The sequence below is a fragment of the Micromonospora sp. SH-82 genome, assembly GCF_051132485.1.
Taxonomy (GTDB): domain Bacteria; phylum Actinomycetota; class Actinomycetes; order Mycobacteriales; family Micromonosporaceae; genus Micromonospora.
This window is the reverse complement of record NZ_CP148049.1, coordinates 5,296,880-5,320,411: the sequence shown is the minus strand read 5'-3', so window position 1 is coordinate 5,320,411 and position 23,532 is coordinate 5,296,880. Positions and strand designations below refer to the sequence as shown.

Annotated in this window: 22 protein-coding genes; 11 read left to right on the top strand and 11 right to left on the bottom strand. The window is 70.3% G+C overall.

Annotated features, from left to right (window positions below; translation table 11 throughout):
- The first annotated feature begins 73 nt into the window (after positions 1-73).
- The gene (locus WHN02_RS23280; protein ID WP_434740829.1) at positions 74-802 is read left to right on the top strand and encodes a GntR family transcriptional regulator; all 729 of its coding nucleotides are present in this window, start codon (positions 74-76) and stop codon (positions 800-802) included.
- Between the two features lie 21 nt (positions 803-823).
- Here the strand turns inward: WHN02_RS23280 and WHN02_RS23275 are convergent, their stop codons facing one another.
- A complete protein-coding gene (locus WHN02_RS23275; protein ID WP_434740828.1) occupies positions 824-2,182 on the bottom strand; it encodes a hypothetical protein in 1,359 nt (452 codons plus the stop codon).
- 76 nt (positions 2,183-2,258) lie between these two features.
- Here WHN02_RS23275 and murD point away from each other — a divergent pair, with 76 nt between their 5' ends.
- Both murD and WHN02_RS23265 read left to right on the top strand, forming a co-directional pair.
- The gene (gene murD, locus WHN02_RS23270; protein ID WP_434740827.1) at positions 2,259-3,605 is read left to right on the top strand and encodes a UDP-N-acetylmuramoyl-L-alanine--D-glutamate ligase; all 1,347 of its coding nucleotides are present in this window, start codon (positions 2,259-2,261) and stop codon (positions 3,603-3,605) included.
- A 179-nt stretch (positions 3,606-3,784) separates the two neighbouring features.
- The gene (locus tag WHN02_RS23265) at positions 3,785-4,114 is read left to right on the top strand and encodes a hypothetical protein (RefSeq protein WP_434740826.1); all 330 of its coding nucleotides are present in this window, start codon (positions 3,785-3,787) and stop codon (positions 4,112-4,114) included.
- Here WHN02_RS23265 and WHN02_RS23260 read toward each other — a convergent pair.
- From WHN02_RS23260 to WHN02_RS23250, 3 genes are read right to left on the bottom strand one after another with little or no spacing between them, the layout of a single operon-like run.
- Positions 4,111-4,386, bottom strand: coding sequence for a hypothetical protein (locus WHN02_RS23260; RefSeq protein WP_434740825.1), 276 nt, complete (start codon positions 4,384-4,386; stop codon positions 4,111-4,113). The two genes, WHN02_RS23265 and WHN02_RS23260, sit on opposite strands and share 4 nt — an antisense overlap.
- The gene (locus WHN02_RS23255; protein ID WP_434740824.1) at positions 4,383-4,538 is read right to left on the bottom strand and encodes a hypothetical protein; all 156 of its coding nucleotides are present in this window, start codon (positions 4,536-4,538) and stop codon (positions 4,383-4,385) included. The genes WHN02_RS23260 and WHN02_RS23255 overlap by 4 nt, the downstream gene beginning before the upstream one ends.
- The gene (locus WHN02_RS23250) at positions 4,535-4,798 is read right to left on the bottom strand and encodes a hypothetical protein (RefSeq protein ID WP_434740823.1); all 264 of its coding nucleotides are present in this window, start codon (positions 4,796-4,798) and stop codon (positions 4,535-4,537) included. Before WHN02_RS23250 ends, WHN02_RS23255 begins: the two co-directional genes overlap by 4 nt.
- A 126-nt stretch (positions 4,799-4,924) precedes the next feature.
- On the opposite strand from WHN02_RS23250, the gene WHN02_RS23245 reads away from it, so the two are divergent.
- Both WHN02_RS23245 and WHN02_RS23240 read left to right on the top strand, forming a co-directional pair.
- Complete coding sequence (locus tag WHN02_RS23245; protein WP_434744036.1) at positions 4,925-5,728, top strand: helix-turn-helix domain-containing protein; 804 nt, start codon at positions 4,925-4,927, stop codon at positions 5,726-5,728.
- The gene (locus tag WHN02_RS23240; protein WP_434740822.1) at positions 5,719-5,904 is read left to right on the top strand and encodes a DUF397 domain-containing protein; all 186 of its coding nucleotides are present in this window, start codon (positions 5,719-5,721) and stop codon (positions 5,902-5,904) included. The genes WHN02_RS23245 and WHN02_RS23240 overlap by 10 nt, the downstream gene beginning before the upstream one ends.
- Positions 5,905-6,454: 550 nt before the next feature.
- Here the strand turns inward: WHN02_RS23240 and WHN02_RS23235 are convergent.
- From WHN02_RS23235 to WHN02_RS23225, 3 genes are read right to left on the bottom strand one after another with little or no spacing between them, the layout of a single operon-like run.
- Positions 6,455-7,267, bottom strand: coding sequence for a hypothetical protein (locus tag WHN02_RS23235; RefSeq protein WP_434740821.1), 813 nt, complete (start codon positions 7,265-7,267; stop codon positions 6,455-6,457).
- Between the two features lie 8 nt (positions 7,268-7,275).
- The gene (locus WHN02_RS23230) at positions 7,276-8,391 is read right to left on the bottom strand and encodes a hypothetical protein (protein WP_434740820.1); all 1,116 of its coding nucleotides are present in this window, start codon (positions 8,389-8,391) and stop codon (positions 7,276-7,278) included.
- A 55-nt stretch (positions 8,392-8,446) separates the two neighbouring features.
- Positions 8,447-9,796, bottom strand: a complete 1,350-nt coding sequence (locus tag WHN02_RS23225; RefSeq protein ID WP_434740819.1) for an acyltransferase family protein — start codon at positions 9,794-9,796, stop codon at positions 8,447-8,449.
- 188 nt (positions 9,797-9,984) lie between these two features.
- On the opposite strand from WHN02_RS23225, the gene WHN02_RS23220 reads away from it, so the two are divergent.
- The 6 genes from WHN02_RS23220 (at position 9,985) to WHN02_RS23195 (ending at position 16,881) form a co-directional block, all read left to right on the top strand.
- Positions 9,985-10,947 (top strand): MurR/RpiR family transcriptional regulator, encoded by a 963-nt coding sequence (locus tag WHN02_RS23220; protein WP_434740818.1) that lies wholly within the window; start codon positions 9,985-9,987, stop codon positions 10,945-10,947.
- A gap of 46 nt (positions 10,948-10,993) precedes the next feature.
- Complete coding sequence (gene ngcE, locus WHN02_RS23215) at positions 10,994-12,406, top strand: N-acetylglucosamine/diacetylchitobiose ABC transporter substrate-binding protein (RefSeq protein WP_434740817.1); 1,413 nt, start codon at positions 10,994-10,996, stop codon at positions 12,404-12,406.
- A gap of 40 nt (positions 12,407-12,446) precedes the next feature.
- Positions 12,447-13,388 carry a carbohydrate ABC transporter permease gene (locus tag WHN02_RS23210; protein WP_434740816.1) on the top strand — a complete coding sequence of 314 codons (942 nt, stop codon included), beginning with the start codon at positions 12,447-12,449 and terminating at the stop codon, positions 13,386-13,388.
- A gap of 15 nt (positions 13,389-13,403) precedes the next feature.
- Positions 13,404-14,354, top strand: coding sequence for a carbohydrate ABC transporter permease (locus WHN02_RS23205; protein WP_434740815.1), 951 nt, complete (start codon positions 13,404-13,406; stop codon positions 14,352-14,354).
- A 39-nt stretch (positions 14,355-14,393) separates the two neighbouring features.
- Positions 14,394-16,139: a bifunctional 3'-5' exonuclease/DNA polymerase gene (locus WHN02_RS23200; RefSeq protein WP_434740814.1), complete on the top strand. Its 1,746-nt coding sequence runs from the start codon at positions 14,394-14,396 to the stop codon at positions 16,137-16,139.
- 148 nt (positions 16,140-16,287) lie between these two features.
- Positions 16,288-16,881 (top strand): nucleotidyltransferase family protein, encoded by a 594-nt coding sequence (locus tag WHN02_RS23195; protein WP_350896456.1) that lies wholly within the window; start codon positions 16,288-16,290, stop codon positions 16,879-16,881.
- A 200-nt stretch (positions 16,882-17,081) separates the two neighbouring features.
- On the opposite strand, the gene WHN02_RS23190 is transcribed toward WHN02_RS23195, so the two are convergent.
- The 4 genes from WHN02_RS23190 to WHN02_RS23175 all read right to left on the bottom strand — a co-directional run bounded on the left by WHN02_RS23190 (position 17,082) and on the right by WHN02_RS23175 (position 23,420).
- Entirely contained in the window at positions 17,082-18,485 is a 1,404-nt protein-coding gene (locus WHN02_RS23190) for a GH1 family beta-glucosidase (RefSeq protein WP_434740813.1), read from the bottom strand.
- Positions 18,486-20,723 carry an alpha-xylosidase gene (yicI, locus tag WHN02_RS23185; RefSeq protein WP_434740812.1) on the bottom strand — a complete coding sequence of 746 codons (2,238 nt, stop codon included), beginning with the start codon at positions 20,721-20,723 and terminating at the stop codon, positions 18,486-18,488. It lies immediately after the preceding gene.
- Positions 20,724-21,029: 306 nt separating this feature from the next.
- On the bottom strand, positions 21,030-21,839 hold the full coding sequence (locus WHN02_RS23180) for a metal-dependent hydrolase (RefSeq protein WP_434740811.1): 810 nt from the start codon (positions 21,837-21,839) through the stop codon (positions 21,030-21,032).
- Positions 21,840-21,932: 93 nt separating this feature from the next.
- Positions 21,933-23,420 (bottom strand): protein kinase domain-containing protein, encoded by a 1,488-nt coding sequence (locus WHN02_RS23175; RefSeq protein WP_434744035.1) that lies wholly within the window; start codon positions 23,418-23,420, stop codon positions 21,933-21,935.
- Positions 23,421-23,532 lie beyond the last annotated feature (112 nt).

Below are 23,532 nucleotides of genomic sequence, written 5' to 3'. Positions count from 1 at the left end.
GGTGTCGGCCGGACCCGGCTAGCAACTACACTCCGTACGCCCGGTCGGCGGCGGTGAGCGAGAGGTGACGTGGATGGCTCGGCGCGAGACCGCGCTCAAGGCGGCACAGGGTCGGCTACGGGAGCTGATCGGCAGCGAGTTCCACGCCGGTGACAAGTTGCCCAACGAGCGTGAGCTGGCCGACCTGCTGGAGGTCAGCCGGGCCACCGTCCGGGAGGTCCTCGGGCAGCTCTCCGCCGAGGGTGTGGTCCGCCGTACCTGGGGGATCGGCACCTTCGTGCACGAGCCCGACGGGAGGGTCCCGGTCACCATCGGGGACGTCACCGCCCTGCGGGACCGGATCACCGCCTCCGGTCACCGCCCGGCCCTCAGCGACGCCACGGTGAGCCGGGTGCACTGCCCGGGGCACTGCGCCGAGACCCTGGGGTTGACGCCGGGCGACCCGTGCTGGCGGGTCGACAGGCTCTTCGCCGTCGACGAGGTCCCGGCGGTGTTCATCCGCGACCACCTGCCGTTGCGGGTCGCCGACCGGGACCTCGACCCGTCCGGGCTGCTCAGCATCGACCTGGACATGTTCGAGTTCCTGGCCGTGGCGACCGGGATGCCGGTCCGGCGGGCCGAGATCGAACTCGCGGCGGTCCTCGCCGACGACGAACTCACCGCCCGCCTCGGCGTCCCCACCGGACATCCGCTGATCAACGCAACCCAGATCGGGTACGGCGACGGCGACGTGGCCCTGTTCCACGGCCACATCACCGTCCGGACCGACATCCTGACCCTCCGGATCAGTCGAGGCGGCTGACCTCCCCGAAGGGGCCGCTCCTCACACCTGGGGGGTGAGGTCGGTGAGGGCCTCGGCGTAGGCGGGCGGCACGAAGTTCGGGCCGCCGGGGGTGAACACGTCGGAGCGGGCGGCGGTCGCCCACGCGGTCTCCGGGACCGCGTCGGCCAGGGCCAGGACCACCGGGGCGTCGCGCCACTGGTCCTGTTCGGCGAGGATCGCCAGCGCCGCCACCGACTCCTCCACCTCGCCGACGCACTCGAACGGCTTGTGCCCGTCCACGCCGAGCAGTTCCCGGTAGCCGGGGAGCTGGGTCTCGTCGGCCAGCAGGTCACCGCCGAAGATCCCGACCACCCGTTCCCGGGACATGTGGGGTGCCATCGCCAGGAAGACGAACCGGCACTTCGGGCAGTCCCGGCACCACCGTTCGCTCGCGTCACGCAGCTTGAACGCGGCGTTGCAGCTGGTCACCACGGCGTCGTACCTGTCGATGGCGGCGAAGAGCCGGGCGATGTGCAGCTCCGACAGCGACCGCAGGAGGCTGAAGTACGGCTCGGTCAGCCCGGCGTGCCCGGCCAGTGCCGCCCGCAGCAGCCTCTCGGCCTCGACCCCCTTGGACCACTGGTGGTTGACCTCGTGGCCGTTCCAGACCAGGTTCGGGTCCGACGCGGAGCGCTCGTTCGACATCACCACCGGGCCGAGCCCGTGCAGGACCGCGGTGGCCACCGCGATCAGCGAGTTGATCGCGGTGGCCGGGATGTGCCCGTTGAGCGCCCCGGCCGCGTTCAGGTCGAACAGCACCGGGTCGATCCGCCGCCGGGCCGCGAGGGGGGTCAGCCCGGACGCCTCGTTCACCGCGACGATCACGTGGTTGGGGTTGACCGAGAAGGGCACCGGGTCGAACCCGGCCTCCCGCAGCGCCTCCAGGCTGACCAGGGAGTCCTTCCCACCGCCGACAGCGCTCAGGGGCCGCAGCTCGGAGTTGTCGTAGACCCGGGCCGGGGGGACCTCACCCGGGGGCACCTCGGGGGTCAGCTCCAGGACGTGCGGGAGCTGGTTGCGGTAGGCGTACTCGGCGAGGCCATGGGTGTAGACGGCGGTGACCAGCGCGACGGCGTCGGCGCCCAGCGGGGCGGGCAGCACCAGCCGGGGCGGGGCCGCGGTCTTGTAGTAGCTCACCCCGGCGACCAGGTGCAGCAGGGCCAGGACCCGGTCCAGGGTGGCCACCGTCTGGTCCGACGGCGGCTCGTCCGGCACCGGAAGCGTGATCACCTCGGTGAACCGCTGCTCGCCGTCGGGGCCGGTCAGGACGTAGTCGAACAACGCCTCGCCGGTGGCGAGATCGATCGAGTACGACGGGAAGGTGAAGGCGTCCATCCGCCGGAGCTGCTCGTTGGGCACACGCCATACTAGGCCCTGGTCCACCCCTGCCGTCTCGGGTGCGGGTGAACCCCGCTCACCGTGGAGGAGATCACCTGTGCGCCTGTCTGACCTGCGCGGACGTACCGTCGCCGTTTGGGGGACCGGTCGGGAGGGCCGGGCGGCGGTGACGGCGATCGCCGCCCACGCCCCGGCGGAGCTGGTCGCCGTCGACGACAGCGCCAACTTCCTGGCCCTGCCCTGGGAGGGCGAGCTGGCCGCCGCCGCGCCGTTGGTGACCGGAGAGCAGGGGTACGCCCGCCTGGCCGCCGCCGACGTGGTGGTCCGCTCCCCGGGGGTCCCGCAGACCCACCCCTGGATGGTGGAGCTGCGGCGGGCCGGGGTCACCGTCACCGGGGGGACCGCCCTCTGGATGGCCGACCACGCCGACCGGACCGTCGGGGTGACCGGGAGCAAGGGCAAGAGCACCACCGCCAGTCTGATCAGTCACCTGCTCACGGCCGTCGACAGGCCGAACGTCTTCGGCGGGAACATCGGGGTGCCCCTGCTCGACCTCCCCGACGCCGACAGGTACGTCCTGGAGCTGTCGAGCTACCAGTGCGCGGACCTGACCGAGTCGCCCCGGGTCGCCGTGGTCACCTCGCTCTTCCCCGAGCACCTCGACGCGCACGGCGGGGAGCGCGAGTACTACCGGGACAAGCTGAACCTGATCGCCCACGGCCCTCGGACGGTGGTCGTCAACGGTGGGGACCCCCGGCTGGCCGTCGAGTTGGGCGACCGGGCGGCGATCCGGGCGGGCACCCCGGACACCACGAACGTGGCCACCGGTGCCGACGGGACGCCCTGGTTCCACCTCGGTGACCGGCCGCTGTTCCCCCGGGCGGTCCTCCCGCTGGTCGGGCGGCACAACGAGGGCAACCTCTGTGTGGCCCTGGCCGTCCTGGACGCCCTCGGGGTGGACGTGATCGACCAGCGGGACACCCTGGCCGTGGCGGTCGCCGGGTTCCAGGGGCTGGCCCACCGGCTCACCGAGATCGTCGACCCGTCGGGGCTCACCTTCGTCGACGACACCCTCGCCACCAGCCCGTACGCGGCCATGCACGCCATCGACGCGTACGACGGGCGGCCGTTGACGGTGATCGTGGGTGGCACCGACCGGGGGTTGGACTACACCCCGTTCGCCGAGCACCTGGCCGAGCGGGAGATCACGGTGATCGGGGTGCCGGACAGCGGTCGACGGATCGTCGAGGCGCTGGCCGGGTTGCCGAAGGTGCGTACCGAGGTGGTCGAGGACCTTGTGGACGCGGTCCGGCTGGCCCGCACCGTGACTCCGGCAGGCGGGGTGGTCCTGCTCTCCCCGGCGGCCCCCAGCTACGGCCGGTTCCGCAACTTCGAGCACCGCTCCGAGGTCTTCGCCCAGGCGGTCGCCGACACCCGGGACTGACCCGGCACGTGAAGGGCAACGGCGATCATGGGTAAGGCGAAGAAGCCGGTCAGCGACGGCGCGCCCCTCGACTCAGGTGACACATGGCACAGAATGCCTGGTCACGGGGGGTGAACCGGTGCCGGGGAGCTGCGTAGAGCTGGAGTCCGCAGTTTCACCGGTACGTGAAGGAGACCGACATGCCAGTCCCGAATCCCGACGGCGCCCAGGGCCGGACTGCTTCCGCTGATCAGAAGACGGTCAGCGCGGTCGCCGGTATGCGCCCGGGGTCGGACCCGGTCGTCGAGTCGGAGGATCTCCGGCGGGCGAGGATCGTGGCGCAGGCCCGACATGGGCTGGTCAGGGTCTCGCACGCGATGGGTGACGCCGTCGAGCATCAGGACAGGCTGACGTATCAAGCCCTGCAAGCCGACGGCAGAGTGGTGTCGTTGGAGGACAAGCACTCCGCCCAGACGCCCAAGGGGCCGGTTGCGCCGCCGCAGGGCAGGCAGGGCGGCAGGGGCATCTAGCGTCGACTGTTCCGGGGGGTCGGTCGGGGTCGTCGTGCGGTGGGGGGCTGCGGGGTGGGAAGCGCCCGCAGCCCCACCGGCCGTACGAAGATGGTCCGGCGTTCGACCGCCTCGCCCCGCTTGTCCAGGGCGTAGCCGTCGAGCCAGAGCCAACCGTGGTACGTCTTCAGGTCGTCGCGGACCCTGATCACCCGGAACCGGATCGGTCGGGTGCCGAACTGGACGCTCGCCTCCCGCCCCACCAGGAACTCGTCACCGGCCCTGATCGTCACGAGCCGTACCGTCGCCAGGCCCGGATCCGGATCCGGGAGACCTCCACGCGTGGACAGTGCCCGTTGCCGGTGCAGGACGGACAGGTGCCGCTGCGGTGTCGGAGCAGGACGGCCCAGGCGAGCCGGACGAGGAGCGGAACCCGGCCCGTCACGAGGTCGTCCTCCGGTCCGGGTTGTCCCGGATGGCCTGGGCGCGGATGAGGAGGGTACGGGGTTCGATCTCGCCCCCGTCGACTGTCACTGTGACCCCCCGCAACCAGACCCAGTCCAGGGCGACGAGATCGGCGTTCGCCGGTATGAATGTGACTCGGAATCGGAGGCGCTGCGAACCGGACAGATAGTCGCGCGGTTCGAGGACGAGAATGTCCCCCTCGTGTACGAGATTGCGCCGTTCCGGCAGAAAGTTGTCCATGCTTTGACATTGACCGAGGGTGGCCTTCTTGTTCTAGAGTTGCGCCCACGGTGGAGGGTGGCCGACCGTCTGGACTGGAACGCGCCGATCGCGATGGAGCGAGCCCGGGGAATAACCGGGGAAAGGGTGGGGAACGTGAGCGCGACAGCGATTCTGATAGACGAACTCCGCAGATGTCGGATGACCCGGGGCCTCAACCAGGAGGAGTTCGGGCGGGTGATCAGCTACAGCGGCACCCACGTGAGCGCGATCGAGACGGGGACCCGGCCCCCCACCCCGGAGTACGTCCGCGCCGTCGACAAGGCCATGAGCACCGGCGGCCTCTTCGCCCGCCTCCTGGAGAAGCTGCCACCCCTGGACCGCACCCCGGTCTGGCTCCGAGAGTGGATCAAGATCGAGGAACAGGCCACCTCCCTCCGCTGGTACGAGCCGTCCTACGTCCCGGGACTCCTGCAAACCGAGGCGTACGCCCGAGCGTCGTTGTGGGCGAGCGGGATGGCGACCGGTGAGATCGAAGCCGGGGTGAAGTCCCGCGTCGACCGACAGGCGATTCTGAACCGCGAGAACCCGCCGAAGCTGGCAGTGGTGCTCGACGCGAATGTGCTCACCCGCACCGCGCAGGACAGCCGGAAGATGATGCGTGAGCAGCTCGACCACCTGATCGCGGCAGCAGGGCTCCCACACGTGCAGATCCATGTGGTGCCCGCAGAGGCCGGGCTTTATCCTGGCCTGCAAGGCGGATTCGCCCTGGCAACCCTGTCAGACGGACTGGTCATGGGACATGTCGACGGGCAGGTTCGTTCGCAGGTGCTGAGCATGGCGGGTGACCTCGCCAACCTCGAAGCGACCTGGGAGTTCACCTGTCGCAGTGCCCTTCCCGCCAGGCAGTCCCTTCTACTCATCGAGGAAGTGGCCCGATCATGGACCTGACCAACGCCCGGTGGCGCAAGTCGAGTAAGAGCGGTTCCAACGGGGGTGCCTGCGTCGAGGTGGCGGGGAATCTGCCGGGCGCCGTGGCGGTACGGGACAGCAAGGACCCCTCGGGGCCGGTCCTGAGCTTCACACCGGGTGCCTGGGCCGCCTTCACCGCCGACCTCAGGCGCTGACCACCGGCCGGAGGGACTTCCCACCCGTGTCCGGGTGGGAAGTCCCTCCGGCTTCTGGAGACCCTTCTCGGGCCTACCGCTGTGGCTTCGGTGCGGCACCGGCGTCGCCTCCTGGCGGACTCATCCCAACCTGGGGCGCTGCCGTGGCGGTCCCGGGGATTCCGGCCGCGAGGACGCCGATTCCTCGCGGGATCGGCGGCCGGGTGTGGAGGTGGGGATCCGGGCGGCGGCCTGAGCGGCGAGCTCGGCCTGAGCGGGCTCGCTGGGGATCTCCTCATCGTCGGACGCCGGTCGCGAGAACAGTTGGCGGAACCCGTAGTCGAAGTCCTGTGGAGTGAGGCCGTCCGGGTAGGACCACTGAGGGACCGGCTCCGCCTCGGGTGTCCGGCTCCGCGATGACGCCACCACCGTGGCCTCCCCGTCCGAGAAGTCAAGGTCAGGGTCCGTGTGGGGCATAGGTTCCTCGCGATTGTCGGTGCCCTGCGTCAGGGCCGGTCTCAGGTGTGGCGCGGGCCGGTCAACTGTGGCTGTGGGAACGGTCATGCCCGGTTCACTGGAGTCTCGGTCGACGGCTCGGCGGTGCCTGCCCGGCCGGTCGCCGCTCCTCGCTGTCCCCTCGCGGCCGGCGCTGACCGGCGCGGCCTCCGGGCGAGACGGACACAGCTGCGGTCACCTGGGCGGATGATCCACGCAGCGTCTGCCGTCGGGCCGCCCTGTACGCCGCATCGTCCGGCATGACCCTGCCGGTCGAGGGGTCTGTCTTGACCGGAATCCCGTTACGCTCGAACGCGCTTCTCAGCGTCGACATCCGATTCCAGTTCTCGCGGGACAGGCCCTCCCACTGGAGTTTGAGCAACCCGTCGACCTCCCTGTCGGGCCACACTCCCGGACGAGTCGCGGTGGCCCGGTCCAGTTGGGTGATCAGTTCCGTCTCCCAGCCGGACCGTCGAGGGGGCGAGCCCATCGGCATGTAGGTCAGCGTGGCAGGCAGGTGTGGCACTTCGGCGCGCACGTCGCGCAACGCCAGTCCGTGGTAGTCGAATGCCTCGCGTACGACGGGGCCGAGCGTGGTGGCATCCACCCGAGCTCCGTTGGTCAGCGCATCGGCCAGTTCGCCCAGGGGAACCTCCTTGCCGTTGGGCAGGGACTCGACCTCGTACTCCTCGATGTCGAGCCCCTGGTATTCGGGTCGGTCACAGCGTTGCCTGAGGGCGTCGACGAAGTCCTGCTGCGTCAGGCCCTCAGGCATCGACCACATCGGCGAAGCCTGCGAAATCGACTCCGGCGAGGATGCCCTCCCGTTCCACGGTGACGGTGACCGTTCTTGATCCGAGGAATGGTCGTCCATGTAAGGCAATGTCATCTCCTATGTCAGTGCCGAGGGCTCGGGGGGCGAGGAGGGCCTCCGGGTTGCTGGTACGCACCGGGTGTGAACCGCCAGGCTTGATTCCCGTAGGCGGCGGGTGGGGGGAAGGAGCCGACCGGTGGGGGCCGGTGTCCTGCGCCGGCGAGCGACATTCCTGCGGCACTGGCTACCGGAAAGGCGGGGTCCCAGGTCGCTGGGTCGGTGGGCGTCGGAACCGGGGCGGACTGCCATGCCGGCATCGTCGAAGGCCCGGGCGTCGGAAGTGTCGGCTTCCGCTGCTCCGCCAGTATCTGTTCGTAAAACTCGCGGCTTCTGGTCCCCGGGCGCAGGAAGTGATCCTTCCAGTCGGGGTGTGATTCAAAGAATTCGAATTCGTCGGGGTTTGAGGTCGCCGCACCCTTTCTGTGGCTGTAGAGGCGCTTGTGGCATTTTAGGAACCCCTTGTCGTCGGGTTTTGTGAATTCGGAAGGGATTCTCCCTCCGAGATGTCGATAATACTGTTCGTAGATCTCCGACCAGGTGCCTTTCAGTCCGCGGGAACCGCTGAGCGTGAATCGGTTCCCAAGGTGGCGGTCGGCGAATAAGGCTTGGACGATCTCTTGGTGGCGATCCTGAATCTTCTTCGGGATACCGTTCCGTACCCAGTTGGAAATATCCTGTTTGACGTAGTGTCCGTCTACGCCGTGAACGAGACCGTTGTCATCGATTTCCCCGATCTGTCGGAGCCGGTGATATTCGGGTACCCAGTGGGCGTTGACGCCCCGCTCGGGCTTCGTCGACGCAGGCTGCTGCCGAGGATCGCGGTAAAGGTTCGGGGCGGGCGGTGGCGCGAAGGCGGGGGTCAGTGCGGGCGACACGTTGGGCGCGTACTGCGGGGGAAGGGGAGCGGGGAAGGCGCTGGCGAAGCCTTGATGCTCTCCCACGGGATCGAACGTCGACTCGATCGTCATGGCGTGCGCGCAGTTGTCGATGTTCTCAAGGTCCTCCGCGGTGAGTTCGAGCCCCTGCGAGGTGCCGGGGTTCGGGGAGAGGAACGCGTTGTCCGGGCCTCCACCCGTCAGGTACTGCTCGTCGAGATTCCAGTCCGGTTTTGCCCAGTCCGGGTTCCACTGGTGCGCCATTGGTCCTCCACGGTGGACGTCGTCGTCGTGACGACGTACGCCGTGGGTTTCCGGTTCACCTGAGTGACGGACGAAGCAGGGTGAGGAGGCGGAGCAGCCCGGCCCCGGCCAGGTATGCCACCAGGGCGACGACGGGCAGTCCGTACGGCTCGGGGGCGTACTTCGGGGTCTGGCTGTTGACCACCAGTGCGACGACGACGGCGGCGTACCCGGCGACGACCAGGACACCGCGTACCGGTGAGGTGGGTTGCGGGGTGGTCCGTTCCCGGCGCAGGGTGCGGGCCTCGACCCGGCCGAAGACCGCCACCAGGGCGGTCAGGACGGCGGCGAGCATCAGCAGCCACGGCACCCGCCAGGCGAACCAGGCCGCCGACCCGGCCGCCGGGGTGGGCAGCCGCCCCACCGCGTCCAGCGCGCCGACGAGCAGGATCGCCGCCGTCAGGTGCCACAGGAACAGGGTCAGCACCACCGAGTTCACGGCGACCACCGCCTGCCAGGGGCGACGCCGGTGCAGCCACCGCTCGACAGGGGACCGGACCAGCAGGATCAGCCCGAGCTGGGCGGTGAAGAGGGTGAGCAGGGCCAGGCTGGGCGGGGAGGCGTTGTGCAGCGGCTGGCCGGGCACGTTGAGCATGCTCACCGGGTACGGGCCGGGGACGGTGAGCAGGACCGTGGCGCCCAGCCCACCGACGAGCATCGCGAGGGCTGCCGGGCGGCCGGTGGGGAGCCGTCGCCGTCGATCGGGCTGCCCGGTGTGGGCGTCGTACCAGGCGAACCCGACCTGGTGCACTGCCAGCCACCCGAACACGAAGCCCCCGAGTCCCCACGTCTCGTGCCCGGCGAACCGGGCCACGTCCCCGGCGGCGACGAGGACCACCAACCCCAGCGGTACGGCGAGCCCGAACCGGCGGTGCAGCGCGTACATCGGTGGGGTGAGGGGGACGACTGCCAGGTAGGCGGCGAGGAACCACAGGGGGATCGTGGCGAACCAGGCCACCGTCCGGATCCGCTCCGAGTCGACCCCGACCAGTGACGCCTGGGCCGCGCCGACCATCAGGACCAGGACCAGGACCGTGGTCGGGCGGACCAGGCGGTTGCTGCGGTCCAGCAGCCACCCGGCCCCGTCGCCGCCCCGGGCCCGGAACGAGTGCAGGGAGGCGGCGTTGGCGTACCCGCCGACCAGGAAGAAGACCGGCATGACCTGGGCCGCCCAGGTCAGCGGGTACGCCCAGGGCAGCTCCGGGAGGGCGGAGTGGCCGTCCGGTGATCCGGAGAGGTCGTACACGACGACGGTGACCGTCCAGTGCCCGAGGACCACCGTGACGATCGCCAGGGCGCGGAGCAGATCGAGGTAACGCTCGCGGTCCGGCGGCGTACGGTCGGCGAGCTCCCGCAGCCGGGTCATCGGACCAGGCTAGCCCAACCGGCCGGGGTTGGTGCTGTTCGTGCTGGTCAAAGGCGTTCTTCCGACAGTCGTGATCGGAGGGTGCCTCGGTAACAGTTTGAAAACTTCATCCATGGTCTTGACAGAACGGTGTCTCCAGTAAGAACTTTTACCACTAACAGTAAACATTCTTTTCGGAAAGGATCTCGATGGCCGACCACGACGGGGACCCCGCTGCGGTGACAGCGGTGGTCGATGCCACCCGGGTCGACCGGCGAGGTTCCCGGAGCATCACCGGCGACAGCGTCCTGGCCCGCGTCCGGTCCGGACTGGACGACCTCACCGGAGCACTGCGCCGGGTCGCCGACCACGTGCTCGCCGACCCGGAGACCGCCGCCCGGTCGACGATCGTCGAACTGGCCGAGGGGAGCGGGACCTCACCCGCCACCGTCACCCGGTTCTGCCGGGCGATGGGCTTCGACGGCTACGCCGACCTGCGGCTGGGCATCGCCGCCGAAACCGGTCGGGCCCGGTCCGCCGGATGGTCGGTCGACATCGGACGGGAGATCCAACCCGGCGACCCCCTCGACCGGGTGCTGGAGCAGTTGATGGCCGCCGACACCCGGGCCATGCACGACACCGCCGCCCTGCTCGACCTGATCGAGGTGGAACGGGCGGCGATGGCCATCGCCGGTGCCGGTCGGGTCACCATCGTCGGGGCGGGCGGCAGCGCCCTCGTCGGGCAGGAGATGCAACTCAGTCTGCACCGCATCGGGGTGGCCGCCTGGGCCTGGAACGACGTACACGACGGGTTGGCCAGCGCCGCGCTGCTCGGCGCGGGCGACGTGGCCCTCGGCATCTCCTACACCGGGCAGACCAGGGAGACCGTCGAGATGCTCGCCGAGGCGGGCAGCCGGGGAGCGACGACCGTCGCACTCACCGGATTCCCCCGCAGCACCCTGGCCGACCTGGCCGACGTGGTGCTCCTCACCGCCAGCCAGTCCACCAGCTTCCGACCCGACGCGCTCTCCGCCCGGCACCCCCAGCTGGTCGTCCTCGACCTGCTCTATATCGCCGTCGCGCAGCGCACCCACGGACGGGCCCACGCGGCCTTCCGGCGGACCGCCCAGGCCGTCGGGGGTCACAAGGCCACCACCGCAGCCGACACCTGAACCGCAGCCCCACGCGTCACCATCCGACACCACGAGGAGAGACACCATGTCGGTAACCCCCGAGAACCACGCCGACCTGAACCGCCGTACGCTGCTGCGCCGGGCCGCCGCCGCGGGCCTGCTGGTCACCCCGGCCGCCGGACTGCTCAGCGCCTGCGCCGGCAGCGAACCCACCCCCGCCAACCAGGACGAGGGTGCCAAGAGCAAGGACAACCCGTTCGGGGTGCAGGACGGCAGCGCCGTCAAGGTGGTCATCTTCAACGGTGGGCTCGGCGACCAGTGGGCCAAGGAGGACCAGGCGGTCTTCAACGCCAAGCACGCTGGCGTCACCGTCAACATGAGCTCCAGCCAGAAGATCAAGACCGAAGAGCAGCCGAAGATGGCGACCCAGCCCAGTGACCTGGTGATGAACTCGGGCGCCGACATGATGGACATCAGCACCCTGGTCAACGAGGGCGCGATCGAGCCCCTCGACGACCTGCTCGCCGCCCCCGCCTGGGACAGCGAGGGCACCGTCGGCGACTCGCTGCTGCCCGGCACCCGCGAGGACGGCACCTTCCAGAACAAGTTCTACGTCGTCAACGTGGCCTTCACCGTCTGGGGCAACTGGTACAACAACGCCCTGTTCACCAAGGAGGGGTGGACCCCGCCGACCACCTTCGACGAGTTCTTCGCCCTCGCCCCGAAGATCAAGGCCAAGGGCATCGCCCCGTACGTCCACGACGCGGTGCACGGCTACTACCCCCGCTGGGCGCTGATGGCCACCATCTGGAAGTCCGCCGGCAAGCAGGCCGTGATCGACATCGACAACCTGAAGGAGAACGCCTGGCGGGCCGAGGGGATCCTGCCCGCCCTGGAGGTCTGGGAGAAGCTGGTCAAGGACCGCCTCCTGCTGCCGGGCAACCTCAACCACACCCAGTCCCAGCAGGCCTGGCTGGACGGGAAGGCCGCCTTCATCCAGGTCGGCACCTGGCTGAAGAACGAGATGGCCGCCACCATCCCGCCCGGCTTCGAGATGAAGATCTCCGACTACTGGGGTCTCGGCGCCACCGACAAGGCCCCCAAGGACGTCTTCGCCGGAGCCGGTGAGGGCCTGGTCGTCCCGAGCAAGGCCCCGAACAAGGCGGCGGCCAAGGAGTTCCTGCGGGCGGTGCTCTCCAAGGCCGGATCGGCGAAGTTCGCCGAGCTGACCAAGTCCCTCGCCTCCACCAAGGGCTCCGGGGACGCCGTCCAGGACACCGCCCTGTCCAGCGCCAACCAGCTGATGAGCCAGGCCCCCGCCGACCTGATCAAGACCAAGTTCTGGGACTTCTACGCCGACCTGGACAAGGAGAGCCAGAACCTCTCCGCCGAGCTGATGGCCGGACGGCTCACCGCCGCCGGGTTCGTCGACCGGATGCAGAAGGCGGCCGACAAGGTCGCCAAGGACTCCTCGATCACCAAGCAGACCCGGTCCTGACGGGACGCCCCGAGGCGATCCGTTCGAGAGAGTAGGTTCGATGCGGCACGGTGTCGGGCGATTCGTGGCAGGCTTCCTCTTCCTGCCCGTCGCGCTCTATCTCCTGTACGTGGTGTGGCCCTTCGCCCAGGCGGCCGGCTACTCGCTGACCAACTGGGGTGGGTACTCCGACCGGCAGGAGTTCGTCGGGCTGGACAACTACGTCCGGCTGTTCTCCGACGAGTTGATCCGCAAGGCGTTCTGGCACAACGTCTTCTTCCTGATCACCGTGCCGCTGGTCACCATCGCGCTGGCCTTGTTCCTCGCCTTCCTGCTCAACGTGGGCGGACGCGAGGACAGGGCCGGCGTACGGGGGGTCTTCGGCTCCGGGTTCTACCGGGTGGTGTTCTTCTTCCCGCAGGTGCTGTCCCTCGTGGTGATCGCCGTGATGTGGCAGCAGATCTACCGGGGCGACGGGCAGGGGCTGATCAACGGCCTGCTGATGAAGGTCGGCCTGGTCGACGAGGAGAACCCGATCGCCTTCACCGCCGACCCGGAGCCCTTCCTCGGCGTACCGGCGGTCCTCTGGTGGCTGCTCCTGATCGCCGTCTGGAGCGGGGCCGGGTTCTACATGGTGCTCTTCTCGGCGGCCATGCAGTCCATCCCGAAGGACATCTACGAGGCCGCCATCCTCGACGGGGCCAGCCGGTTCCACACCTTCTTCCGCGTCACCCTGCCGCTGCTGCGCGACACCGTCTCGGTGGCCTGGGTGTACCTCGGGTTCATCGCGCTGGACATGTACGCCCTGGTCTTCGTGATGACCCCCAGCCAGGGCGGGCCGGACCACGCCAGCGAGATCTTCGCCTCGGTGCTCAACTTCACCGCCTTCCAGAAGGGCCAGTTCGGCTACGCCTGCGCCATGGGCGTGGCGTTGGCGCTGTTCACCATCCTGCTGGCCGCGCTCCAGCTCCGGATCACCCGCCGAGAGCGGATCGAGTACTAGTAAGGAGACGGTGCCATGAGCACGATCACCCGGGCATCCGAAGCCGCTCGTCCCGCCGACGACGACCCACCCCGCCCGTCGACGCGCGGGAACGCCGGGCAGCCCCTCGGCGGACGGATCTTCAACGGGTTCTCCCACCTGTTCCTGGTGGTCTGGGCGGTGATGGTGATCTACCCGCTGCTGTGGGTGGTGATGTCGTCGTTCAAGTCCGACGCGGAGGTCATCCGCCAGCCACTGTCACTGATCCCCGAGAAACTCAACTGGGACAACTTCTCCCGCGCCTGGGTGGACGGGCACCTCGGGTCGTTCTTCGGCAACACCCTCCTCGTCCTGGCCGGCAGCATCGCGTTGACCATGCTGCTCGGCTCGATGGCCGCGTACGTGCTGTCCCGGTACGAGTTCCCCGGGAACCGGGCGATCTACTACATGTTCCTGTCCGGGTTGACCCTGCCGATCTACCTCGCGGCGGTCCCCCTGTTCAAGGGCGTCTACAACATGGGCGTCGTCTTCCCGCTGCTCGGCCCGAACAGCCACCTGATGCTGATCCTCGTGTACGTGGCCTGGTCGCTGTCGTTCACGGTCTTCTTCATGCACTCGTTCTTCCGTACGCTGCCCAACGCCGTCGCCGAGGCGGCGATGGTCGACGGGGCCTCCCACAGCCGACTCTTCTTCAGCGTCATGCTCCCCATGGCCCGCCCCGGCCTGATCAGCATCGGCATCTTCAACGTGCTCGGCCAGTGGAACCAGTGGTACCTGCCGACGCTGCTGATGCAGTCGGTCTCCGGGGAACCGAAGAACCAGGTGATCGCCCAGGGACTCATCGAACTATCGGTCAACCAGGGCTACCGGTCGGACTGGAGCGGCCTCTTCGCCGGGGTGACGATGGCGATGCTCCCCGTCCTCGTCGTGTACCTCGTCTTCCAACGCCAGGTCCAGTCCGGCCTCACCGCAGGCGTCAGCAAGTAACCTCCCTCCCCACCCCCGGGTGGGCGGGGTGCGGGGTGGATGTCGTACGGGCCGGGCAGAATCACGTTCGTGCTGGTGGCGGTGGTGGCGGACGAGCGGGGCGGCGGGTTGCTGCAACCGCTTGACCCGACCGGCCACCCCACCGGGCCGACCGAGCGGGTCACCGACCTGACCGCCGCCGTGGCCGCCCGGGAGGCCGCCGAGAGGCCCCGGTGGCTGTGGGCGTCGACAGCGTCGGCGTACCCGATGTTCGTGCGCGCCGGAGTGCGCGTCGAGCGTTGCCACGACCTGGAGTTGACCGAGGCCCTGCTGCTCGGGCACGCCGGTCGCTTCGGTGAACCCCGGTCGGTCGCGGCGGCGCTGGCCCGCCGCGACGGCGGCCCGGTGCCGCCCGACCCGCCGCCCCGACCCGTCGAACCGCCCGGGCGCGGCCAGGGCGCGCTCTTCGACGCCCGGCCCGGCCCACCGCCCGCCGACCTCACCGCACTGACCCGGGTGTACGCCGACCAGCTGGCCCGGATCGCCGGGACCGGGCACCCCGGCCGGTTCCGGCTCCTGGTCGCCGCCGAGTCGGCCGGTGCGTTGATCGCCGTCGAGATGGGGGCCGTCGGGTTGCCCTGGCGGGTGGGGGTGCACGACGAGATCCTGGCCGACCTGCTCGGTGAGCCGTCCCCGGTCGGCGGACAGCCCCGGCGCCTGGCCGACCTGGCGGCCCGGATCGCCGCCGCCTTCGGGCTGCGCCACCTGCACGCCGACTCCCCGGCCGAGCTGCTGCGTGCCTTCGCCCGGGTCGGGATCGACCTGCCCAACACCCGGGCCTGGGTGCTGCGCGGGGTCGACCACCCGGCCGTGCCGCTGGTGCTGGAGTACAAGGAGCTCTACCGGATCTGGACGGCCCACGGGTGGGCGTGGCGGGACGCCTGGGTGTCCGGTGGCCGGTTCCGCCCGGAGTACGTACCCGGTGGGGTGGTCTCCGGCCGGTGGGCCACCCGGGGCGGAGGTGCGCTCCAGATCCCCAAGGTGATCCGGCGTGCGGTGGTCGCCGACCCCGGCTGGCGGTTGGTGGTCGCCGACGCCGGTCAGGTGGAGCCCCGGGTCCTCGCCGCGGTCTCCGGTGACCGACGCCTGGCGGCGGCCGGTGGCGCCGGGGACCTCTACGCGGCGCTGGCCCGGGAGTCCTTCGCCGGTGACCGGGACCGGGCCAAGGTGGCCCTGCTCGGTGCCATGTACGGACAGACCGGCGGCGAGGCGGCACCGGCGCTCGCGGTGCTGCGCCGCAACTACCCGACCGCTTTCGGGTACGTGGAGGCGGCGGCCCGGACCGGCGAGGCGGGAGGCCTGGTCCGGTCCTGGTTGGGGCGGACCTGCCCGCCCGGACCGGGCAGCGGCATGCACGACGACGGCGGTGGCGGCGATGCTCTTGGCGGTGGGGGCGACCCGGCGGGGGAGTTCGACCCGGAGCCGGCCGACCCGCAGTCGCCCCGGGCCCGGGCGGCGCGGTCGCGGGGCCGGTTCACCCGCAACTTCGTCGTCCAGGCGACCGCCGCCGAGTGGGCGTCCACCCTGCTCGCGACGCTGCGGACCGAGCTGGCCGGGACGGCTGCGGAGCTGGTCTTCTTTCAGCACGACGAGGTGATGGTGCACTGTCCGGCCGACCAGGCCGACGCGGTGGCCGAGGCGGTCGCGCGCAGTGGGGAGCGGGCGACGTCGCTGCTGTTCGGGCAGACCCCGGTCCGGTTCCCGCTGGACCTCTCGGTGGTCGACTGCTACGCCGACGCCACCTGACCCGGCCCACACCCACCGGGGGTGCCCGGACCCCGAGGTCATGTCCGTCGACATCCGGCACGAGGATGCCGCCAATGTTCCGAATATCCGTTTCGCCCCGACACTCATCGGGGAACCCCTCGTTGCACCCGGTGTGCGAATAGCAGGAATGATCATCGCCGCAGGCGGCGGCCGTCGGCTCGGCGGACCCGAGGCCCTGTTACGCCAGGGGGAGCAGCCGCTGGTACGCCGGATGATCGACACCATGGCCGACGCCGGTTGCACCCAGACGGTCCTCGTCCTCGGCGCGGCAGCCGAGCAGGTACGCGAGTCGGCGGACCTCACCGGTGCCACGGTCGTGGAGAACCGGGCCTGGGGAACCGGGGTGGGCTCCTCCATCCGGGCCGGACTGGCAGCCCTGGCCGATCGGCTGATCGAGGCGGTGGTGGTGGTGCCGGTGGACATGCCGGGGCTGACAGTCGACGCCGTACGCCGGGTGGTCGCACTGCCGTACCCGGATGCCCTGGTCTGCGCGACCTACGACGGGCTGCGCGGGTACCCGATGCTCTTCGGACGTCGGCACTGGCCCGGGATCGCCACCCTGGCCAGCGCCGACGTCGGAGCCCGGCCCTACCTGCTGGCCCACAAGGACCAGATCGTCGACATCGCCTGCGACACCGTCGCCGACGGCAGCCGTGTCGACACCCCCGAACTCATGGCCCTCTACGGCCTGACCGTCCCACCCCAACGCATCCCCGCCTGACCCACCCCCGCCTTCCTCCGTCTCCCCGTCTCCCCCCGTTTCGCCCTGTTGATCAAGGGATTTGCGTCGGGATCCGAGCCTCGGATGACGCAAATCCCTTGATCAACGCGTGCGTGCGTGCGTGCGGACGGGCGGGCGGGCGGGCGGAGGGGGAGGGGGCAGGGGAAGGGCGGGGGCGGCAGGGGGCGCTGGAGGCTGGGTCAGGGGGTGGGGAGGGTGTTGGTACGGGTCAGGGTCTGGTACCAGTGGGCGCTGTCCTTCCAGGTTCGTACCTGGGTGTCGTAGTCGACGCGGATGATGCCGAACCGGCGGTCGTAGCCGTACCCCCACTCGAAGTTGTCCAGCAGGGACCAGACGAAGTAGCCGCGCACGTCGGCCCCGGCGTCGATCGCCGCCCCGACCGCGTCGATGTGCCGGTACAGGTAGTCCACCCGACGCTCGTCGTGGATCCGCCCGTCGGCGGAGACCTCGTCGTCGAAGGCCGCCCCGTTCTCGGTGATCATCATCGGCTGGTTGGGGTACTCGTGGTGCAGGCGTAGCAGCAGCTCGGTCAGGCCGCTCGGGTCGATGTTCCAGCCCATCGCGGTGTACGGGCCGGGCTGGGGGAGGAAGTCGACGTCGTCGGCGCCCACCCACGGGGTGTGCACCGAGTTGCCGTGCCCGTCGTTGTCCGAGCGGGCCGAGGTCCCGTCCCAGGCCCGGACCAGGGTGGTGGAGTAGTAGTTGACCCCCAGCACGTCCAGCGGGACCGCGCAGGCCTTCTCGTCGCCGTCGCGCACGAACGACCAGTCGGTGACGGCGGCGGTGTCGGTGAGCAGGTCCGCCGGGTAGGCCCCGCCCAGCATCGGGCCGAGGAACGCCCGGTTGGCCAGGGCGTCGATCCGCCGGACCGCGTCGGCGTCGGCGGCCGACTCCGACGCTGGTCGGATGACGTGCAGGTTGAGCGTCACCGACAGCTGTGCCGCCGGTGCGGTCTCCCGGATCACCCGACCGGCCAGGCCGTGCGCCAGGTTCAGATGGTGTACGGCGGCCAGGGTCTGCGCCGGCTCGGTCCGGCCCGGGGCGTGTACCCCTGAGGCGTACCCGAGGTAGGCCGAGCACCACGGCTCGTTCAGCGTGGTCCAGGTGTGGACCCGGTCGCCGAGGGCGGTGACGATCCCGGCCGCGTACTCCTGGAACCGCAGCGCGGTGTCGCGGACCGGCCAGCCCCCGGCGTCCTCCAGCTCCTGCGGGAGGTCCCAGTGGTACAGGGTGGCGACGGGGCGTACCCCGGCCTCCAGCAGGCCGTCGACGAGCCGGGAGTAGAAGTCGATCCCGGCCTGGTTGAAGGCGCCCGAGCCGCCGGGCTGCACCCGGGGCCAGGCGATGGAGAACCGGTAGGCGTCGAGCCCCAGTTCCTTGATGTGTCCGAGGTCCTCGGCCCACCGGTGGTAGTGGTCGGCGGCCACGTCACCGGTGTCGCCGTTCAACGTCCGTCCGGGGGTGTGGCTGTAGGTGTCCCAGATGGACGGTCCCCGCCCGTCCTCGGTGGCCGCACCCTCGATCTGGTACGCCGCCGTGGCCGAACCCCAGACGAAACCCTCGGGAAAACTCCGTGCCGACATCTACCGTGCTCCCTCCGCGTTCACGACCTCACAGGTGTACCCCGACGACGCCCCGTCCACCAGGTCGACAGTGGCGACCCCGTCGGCGTACCCGATCTCGAACACCGCGCCCGGTCCGTCGCCCGGCGACGGGATCCGCACCCGGGTCCGCTGCCCCTGCACCGGTGCGTAGCAGCGCAACCGGACACCGTCGGCCCACTCGTAGTCGGGGCGGTCGTGGACCGCGCCGAAACCGACGACCGCCCCCGGGCGGGCGAGCACCGGCACGCTGGTGACGTCGTGCTTCTCGGTGCGCCACCCCGGTCCGGTGATCCGGGCTCCGGTGACCAGGTGGGTCCAGGTGCCGGTCGGCACGTAGTAGGTCACCTCCCCGTCGGCGCTCATCACCGGTGCCACCAGGACGTCCGGGCCGAGCATGTACTGCCGGTCAAGGTACGCGGCGGTCGGGTCGTCGGGAAACTCCAGCACCATCGGCCGCATCATCGGCCACCCGTCGGTGTGCACCTGTTCGGCGACGGAGGCCAGGTACGGCATCAGTTCGAGCTTGAGGCGGGTGAAGTGGCGCAGCACCTCGACGGCCTCCTCGTCGTAGGCCCACGGGACCCGGTAGGAGCCGGACCCGTGCAGCCGGGAGTGGGAGGAGAGCAGCCCGAAGGCGATCCACCGTTTGAACACCGCCGGGTCGGGGGTGCCCTCGAACCCGCCGATGTCGTGGCTCCAGTACCCGAATCCGGACGCGGCGAGCGACAGTCCACCGCGCAGCGACTCGGCCATCGCGGGGAACGTCGACTCGCAGTCGCCACCCCAGTGCACCGGGAACTGCTGTCCCCCGGCGGTGGCCGACCGGGCGAAGACCACCGCCTCACCCGGGCCCCGCTCCGCCTCCAACAGCTCGAAGACGACCTTGTTGTAGAGGTACGAGTAGTAGTTGTGCATCCGCTGCGGATCCGACCCGTCGTGCCACCGGACGTCGGTGGGGATCCGCTCCCCGAAGTCGGTCTTGAAGCAGTCCACCCCCATGTCCAGCAGGGTGCGGAGCTTGCCGGCGTACCACGCGGCGGCCTCGGGGTCGGTGAAGTCGACGAGCGCCATCCCGGCCTGCCACTTGTCCCACTGCCAGACCGAGCCGTCCGGGTTGCAGACCAGGTATCCGGCCTGCCGCCCCTCCTCGAACAGGTACGACCGCTGGGCGATGTACGGGTTGATCCAGACGCAGACCTTCAGGCCCCGCTCGTGCAGTCGGCGCAGCATCCCCTCCGGGTCGGGGAAGGTCTTCGGGTCCCAGACGAAGTCGACCCAGTGGAACTGGCGCATCCAGAAGCAGTCGAAGTGGAACACCGACAGGGGAAGGTCCCGCTGCGCCATCCCGTCGATGAAGGAGGTGACGGTCTCCTCGTCGTACGAGGTGGTGAAGGAGGTCGACAGCCACAGCCCGTACGACCAGGCGGGCACCCGGGCCGGTCGGCCGGTCAGCGCGGTGTAGCGGCGGAGCACGTCCTTGGGGGTGGGGCCGTCGACGAGGAGGTACGTCAGGGTCTGCCCCTCGACGCTGAACTGGGTCTGGGAGACCACCTCCGACCCGACTTCGAACGACACGTGCTCGGGGTGGTCGACGAAGACGCCGTACCCGGCGCTGCTGAGGTAGAACGGCACGTTCTTGTACGCCTGCTCGCTGGCGGTGCCGCCGTCGGCGTTCCAGATGTCGACGGCCTGGCCGTTCTTGACGTACGCGCCGAACCGTTCGCCGAGGCCGTAGACAGTCTCCCCGACGCCGAGGGCGAGGCGTTCGTGGACGAACCGGCGGCCCTGGTCGTCGGTGACCACGCCGACGCTGCGTTCGGTGGAGGAGGTGACGACCCGGTCGCCGTGCAGGAAGTCGACCTGCCAGGCCCCGACCAGCCCGACCCGGACGGTCAGGTCGCCGGTGGTCAGGGCGGCCGTCGACTCGGTGACGTCCACGGTGACCGGGTGGTCGTCGTCGGTGTGCAGGGCGAACCGGGGCTCGCGGGGGAGCCCACCCGTGTGGTGTCCGATCGTCACCCCGACCACCCCGGGGGCGGGGGAGAAGAACCGGACGGTGACCACCGGCCGGTTCAGGGTGTCCCCACGGCCGGTGAGCACGGCGGTGGGGGCGTAGACGGTGAAGCCGCGTTCCTGCGTCTCGACCGATTCGACGGCCCGGGGTCGGAGCACCTCGACCCCGGGCCGCATCTGCCAGTACCCGTCGGTGAACTTCACGTCTCGGCTCCTACCGTGATGCCGCGGCTCAGCGTGCGTTGGAAGACGAGGAAGAGGACCCCGCAGAGACGCGAGGGGGCACCGGGGGAGGTCCGGGTCGGTGACCACACCGGCTGCGGCAACCTGACGTCGAAACGCTTCGACGAAGCGCTTCGACAGACCGTAGGGCACGTTTCCGGCGACCGTCAATAGCCGGTACGGCCGCGCGACGGGCGCAGGTCACGCCGGTGCGGCGGGGGACCGGACACCCTCCCGAAGGCGATCATGCGCTGAGACGGGCATCGATGTGGTGGGCCGGTGGAGTCCTCAGAGGTCGGTGGGGAACCGTTCCAGGACTGAGGGGGCGACCAGGCCGACCGCGGACAACACCGCCACCGCCGTCATGATCGAGCGCAGCACCACGACCTCCGTCTTGCTGCCGGTACGCAGGGCGATCTTGCTCGGCAGCCGGATCGGCATCCACATCCGCCGCTTGATCGGGATCGGCCAGAGGATCGGCACCCCGGCCCGGGTGATCAGGTCGCCGAGGATGTGCACGAAGCAGCCCACCCCGACCGCCAACCCGATCAACGGATAGCCCCGGTCCCCGGGCAGGTTGGCGTAGGTGAACCAGGCCGCCCCGGCCGACACCAGAGTGACGATCACCCAACCGGCCCGCTCCGCCCACTTGTCGAACAGGCCGCGCAGGGCCAGTCCGATCATGAAGAACAGGATGCCGATCACCGCCCACTTGCCGTACGTGGCACACAGCCAGGTGGTGCCCCACCCGACCAGGACGGTGAACGGAATGGTGTGGGTCAGCGTCCGGTGCCCGTTGTTGCGTCGGGGATCCTTGCTGAGCTTGGTGGCGTAGTACACGCCGAGGGAGACCTTCTCGATCACCTCGGCGGCGAAGAGGCTGACCACACCGAAGGTGCGGGCGACAGTCGCCCCGCCCCGGTTACGGGTCACCTTGCCGGAGAGGTCCAGGTCGGGGAAGAGCGCACCACCTGCGCAGACCGCGGTGCCGACGGCGAGGGCGAGGGGAGACTGCTCGTAGTCGGCGAAGTAGTCCAGGGCCAACGACCCGGACAACCACACCGCCGCGCCGGACAGCGCGTGGGACGGTCCCATCATTGTCGCGTCACCCTCCCCGGGAAGATCGTGATCGACAACCTACGCCACTGTGTCCCGTGTTGATCGAGGGGGATCGGGTGGGTCCGATGTGGACTACGACGGCGGTGCGGGACGGAAACTCTGCCGGACCATCAGGAAGTAGGTCGCGTTGACCTGCCAGTCGAACTCCCCCGTCTGCCAGGTGAGGGTGTACGCCCGCTCCGGGGAGGTCCGGATCAGCAGCCGGGCGGCGTGCACCGGGTCCCCGGCCCCGTCACGCCACCGGCACTCCCACACCGCCCCACCCTGGTAGAGGTCGATGGCGGAGATGTCGACCCGCTCGTAACCGGGCAGGAAGCCCGCACCGGTGATCCGCTTCTCCTCCGCCCGCCAGTGCCGGACCGGATCGGCCGGGGCGGCACCGGCGGCGACGCTGAGCAGCCGGGAACCGTTCGGCTCCCGGAAGCACACCGCCGCCGCGTCCGTCCACCGGTGCCAACCCACCGGGGCGGCGATCCGGAACCCGCTCGGGTCCAGATGCCAGGTCCAACCGGGGACGAGCGCCGGCTCCTCCTGCGGCGGCGGGACCGACGGCACCGGCCGGGCGGCCACCGGTGGGCTGCCGGCACAGGCGAAGGCGGCCCGTCGATCGACCGGGGTGGCGGTACCCCCGACCGGACCGGGATCATCGCCCCCGCCCGTGCTCACCAGGACACCGGCCACCGCCACCAGCACCACCGCCGCCCCGACGGCGACGACCACCCCGACCGGCCGTCCCCGGGCCGACGTCGCCCGCACCCACTGTCGCCCCCCGGTGGTGGCGGGCCGGTCGGCGGGCGCGTCGGCGACCCCGGAGACGACCTGCCGGAGCAGCCGCTCGACCTCGTCGGGGTCCAGCCGTCGGGCCGGATCACGCTGCAACAACCCGGTCAACACCGGCCGCAACGGTCCGGCCCGCCGGGCGGGAGCGGGCGGTTCCGTGGCCAGCGCACTCAACGTCGCCATCGCGCTGCCCCGGGCGTACGGCGACACACCCTCGACCGCCGCGAACAGCGTCGCCCCCAGCGACCACAGGTCGGTACGCGGATCGGCGACCCCCTCCCGGGCCCGCTCCGGCGCGACGAACTGCGGTGACCCCAACACCATCCCGGGGCCGGTCATCGCCGCGTCACCACCGACGAAGGTGGCCAACCCGAAGTCGGTCAACACCACCCGACCGTCCTCGGCGACCAGCACGTTGTGCGGCTTCACGTCACGGTGCAGCACCCCGGCCGCGTGCGCGGCCCGCAACGCCGCCAACACCGCCAGGCCGATCCGGGCCACCCGGCGCGGCGGGAGCGGCCCCTCGGCGGTGATGATCTGCTGCACCGACCGGGAGGGGACGTACTCCATCACCAGCCACTGACCACCCCGGTGGGTGAGGACGTCGTAGACCCGGACCACGTTCGGATGGTCGAGCCGGGCGGCGGTCCGGGCCTCCCGCAGCGTCCGGTGCCGGATCTCGTCCCGCTCCGCCTCGCCCAGCCAGGCCGGTGGGACGATCTCCTTCACCGCGACGTCACGGTGCAGCATCTCGTCGCGGGCCCGCCACACCCGGCCCATCCCACCGGAACCCACCAGGTTCAGCAGCCGGTACCGGCCGGCGATCAGCGCCTGCTGCACCCAGTCCCCCCTCGGCTACGTGCGGTACACGATAGCGAGCGGGCAGACGAAA

Bases quoted from the DNA above. Each gene is read 5' to 3' on its own strand.
- WHN02_RS23220 (WP_434740818.1), top strand. From the start codon at position 9,985: ATGGCCGACCACGACGGGGACCCCGCTGCGGTGACAGCGGTGGTCGAT.
- WHN02_RS23195 (WP_350896456.1), top strand. From the start codon at position 16,288: ATGATCATCGCCGCAGGCGGCGGCCGTCGGCTCGGCGGACCCGAGGCC.
- WHN02_RS23265 (WP_434740826.1), top strand. From the start codon at position 3,785: ATGCCAGTCCCGAATCCCGACGGCGCCCAGGGCCGGACTGCTTCCGCT.
- WHN02_RS23230 (WP_434740820.1), bottom strand. From the start codon at position 8,391: ATGGCGCACCAGTGGAACCCGGACTGGGCAAAACCGGACTGGAATCTC.
- WHN02_RS23205 (WP_434740815.1), top strand. From the start codon at position 13,404: ATGAGCACGATCACCCGGGCATCCGAAGCCGCTCGTCCCGCCGACGAC.
- WHN02_RS23240 (WP_434740822.1), top strand. From the start codon at position 5,719: ATGGACCTGACCAACGCCCGGTGGCGCAAGTCGAGTAAGAGCGGTTCC.
- WHN02_RS23175 (WP_434744035.1), bottom strand. From the start codon at position 23,420: ATGGGCCGGGTGTGGCGGGCCCGCGACGAGATGCTGCACCGTGACGTC.
- WHN02_RS23225 (WP_434740819.1), bottom strand. From the start codon at position 9,796: ATGACCCGGCTGCGGGAGCTCGCCGACCGTACGCCGCCGGACCGCGAG.
- WHN02_RS23235 (WP_434740821.1), bottom strand. From the start codon at position 7,267: ATGACATTGCCTTACATGGACGACCATTCCTCGGATCAAGAACGGTCA.
- WHN02_RS23250 (WP_434740823.1), bottom strand. From the start codon at position 4,798: ATGGACAACTTTCTGCCGGAACGGCGCAATCTCGTACACGAGGGGGAC.
- WHN02_RS23280 (WP_434740829.1), top strand. From the start codon at position 74: ATGGCTCGGCGCGAGACCGCGCTCAAGGCGGCACAGGGTCGGCTACGG.
- WHN02_RS23210 (WP_434740816.1), top strand. From the start codon at position 12,447: ATGCGGCACGGTGTCGGGCGATTCGTGGCAGGCTTCCTCTTCCTGCCC.
- ngcE (WP_434740817.1), top strand. From the start codon at position 10,994: ATGTCGGTAACCCCCGAGAACCACGCCGACCTGAACCGCCGTACGCTG.
- WHN02_RS23190 (WP_434740813.1), bottom strand. From the start codon at position 18,485: ATGTCGGCACGGAGTTTTCCCGAGGGTTTCGTCTGGGGTTCGGCCACG.
- WHN02_RS23180 (WP_434740811.1), bottom strand. From the start codon at position 21,839: ATGATGGGACCGTCCCACGCGCTGTCCGGCGCGGCGGTGTGGTTGTCC.
- WHN02_RS23200 (WP_434740814.1), top strand. From the start codon at position 14,394: ATGTCGTACGGGCCGGGCAGAATCACGTTCGTGCTGGTGGCGGTGGTG.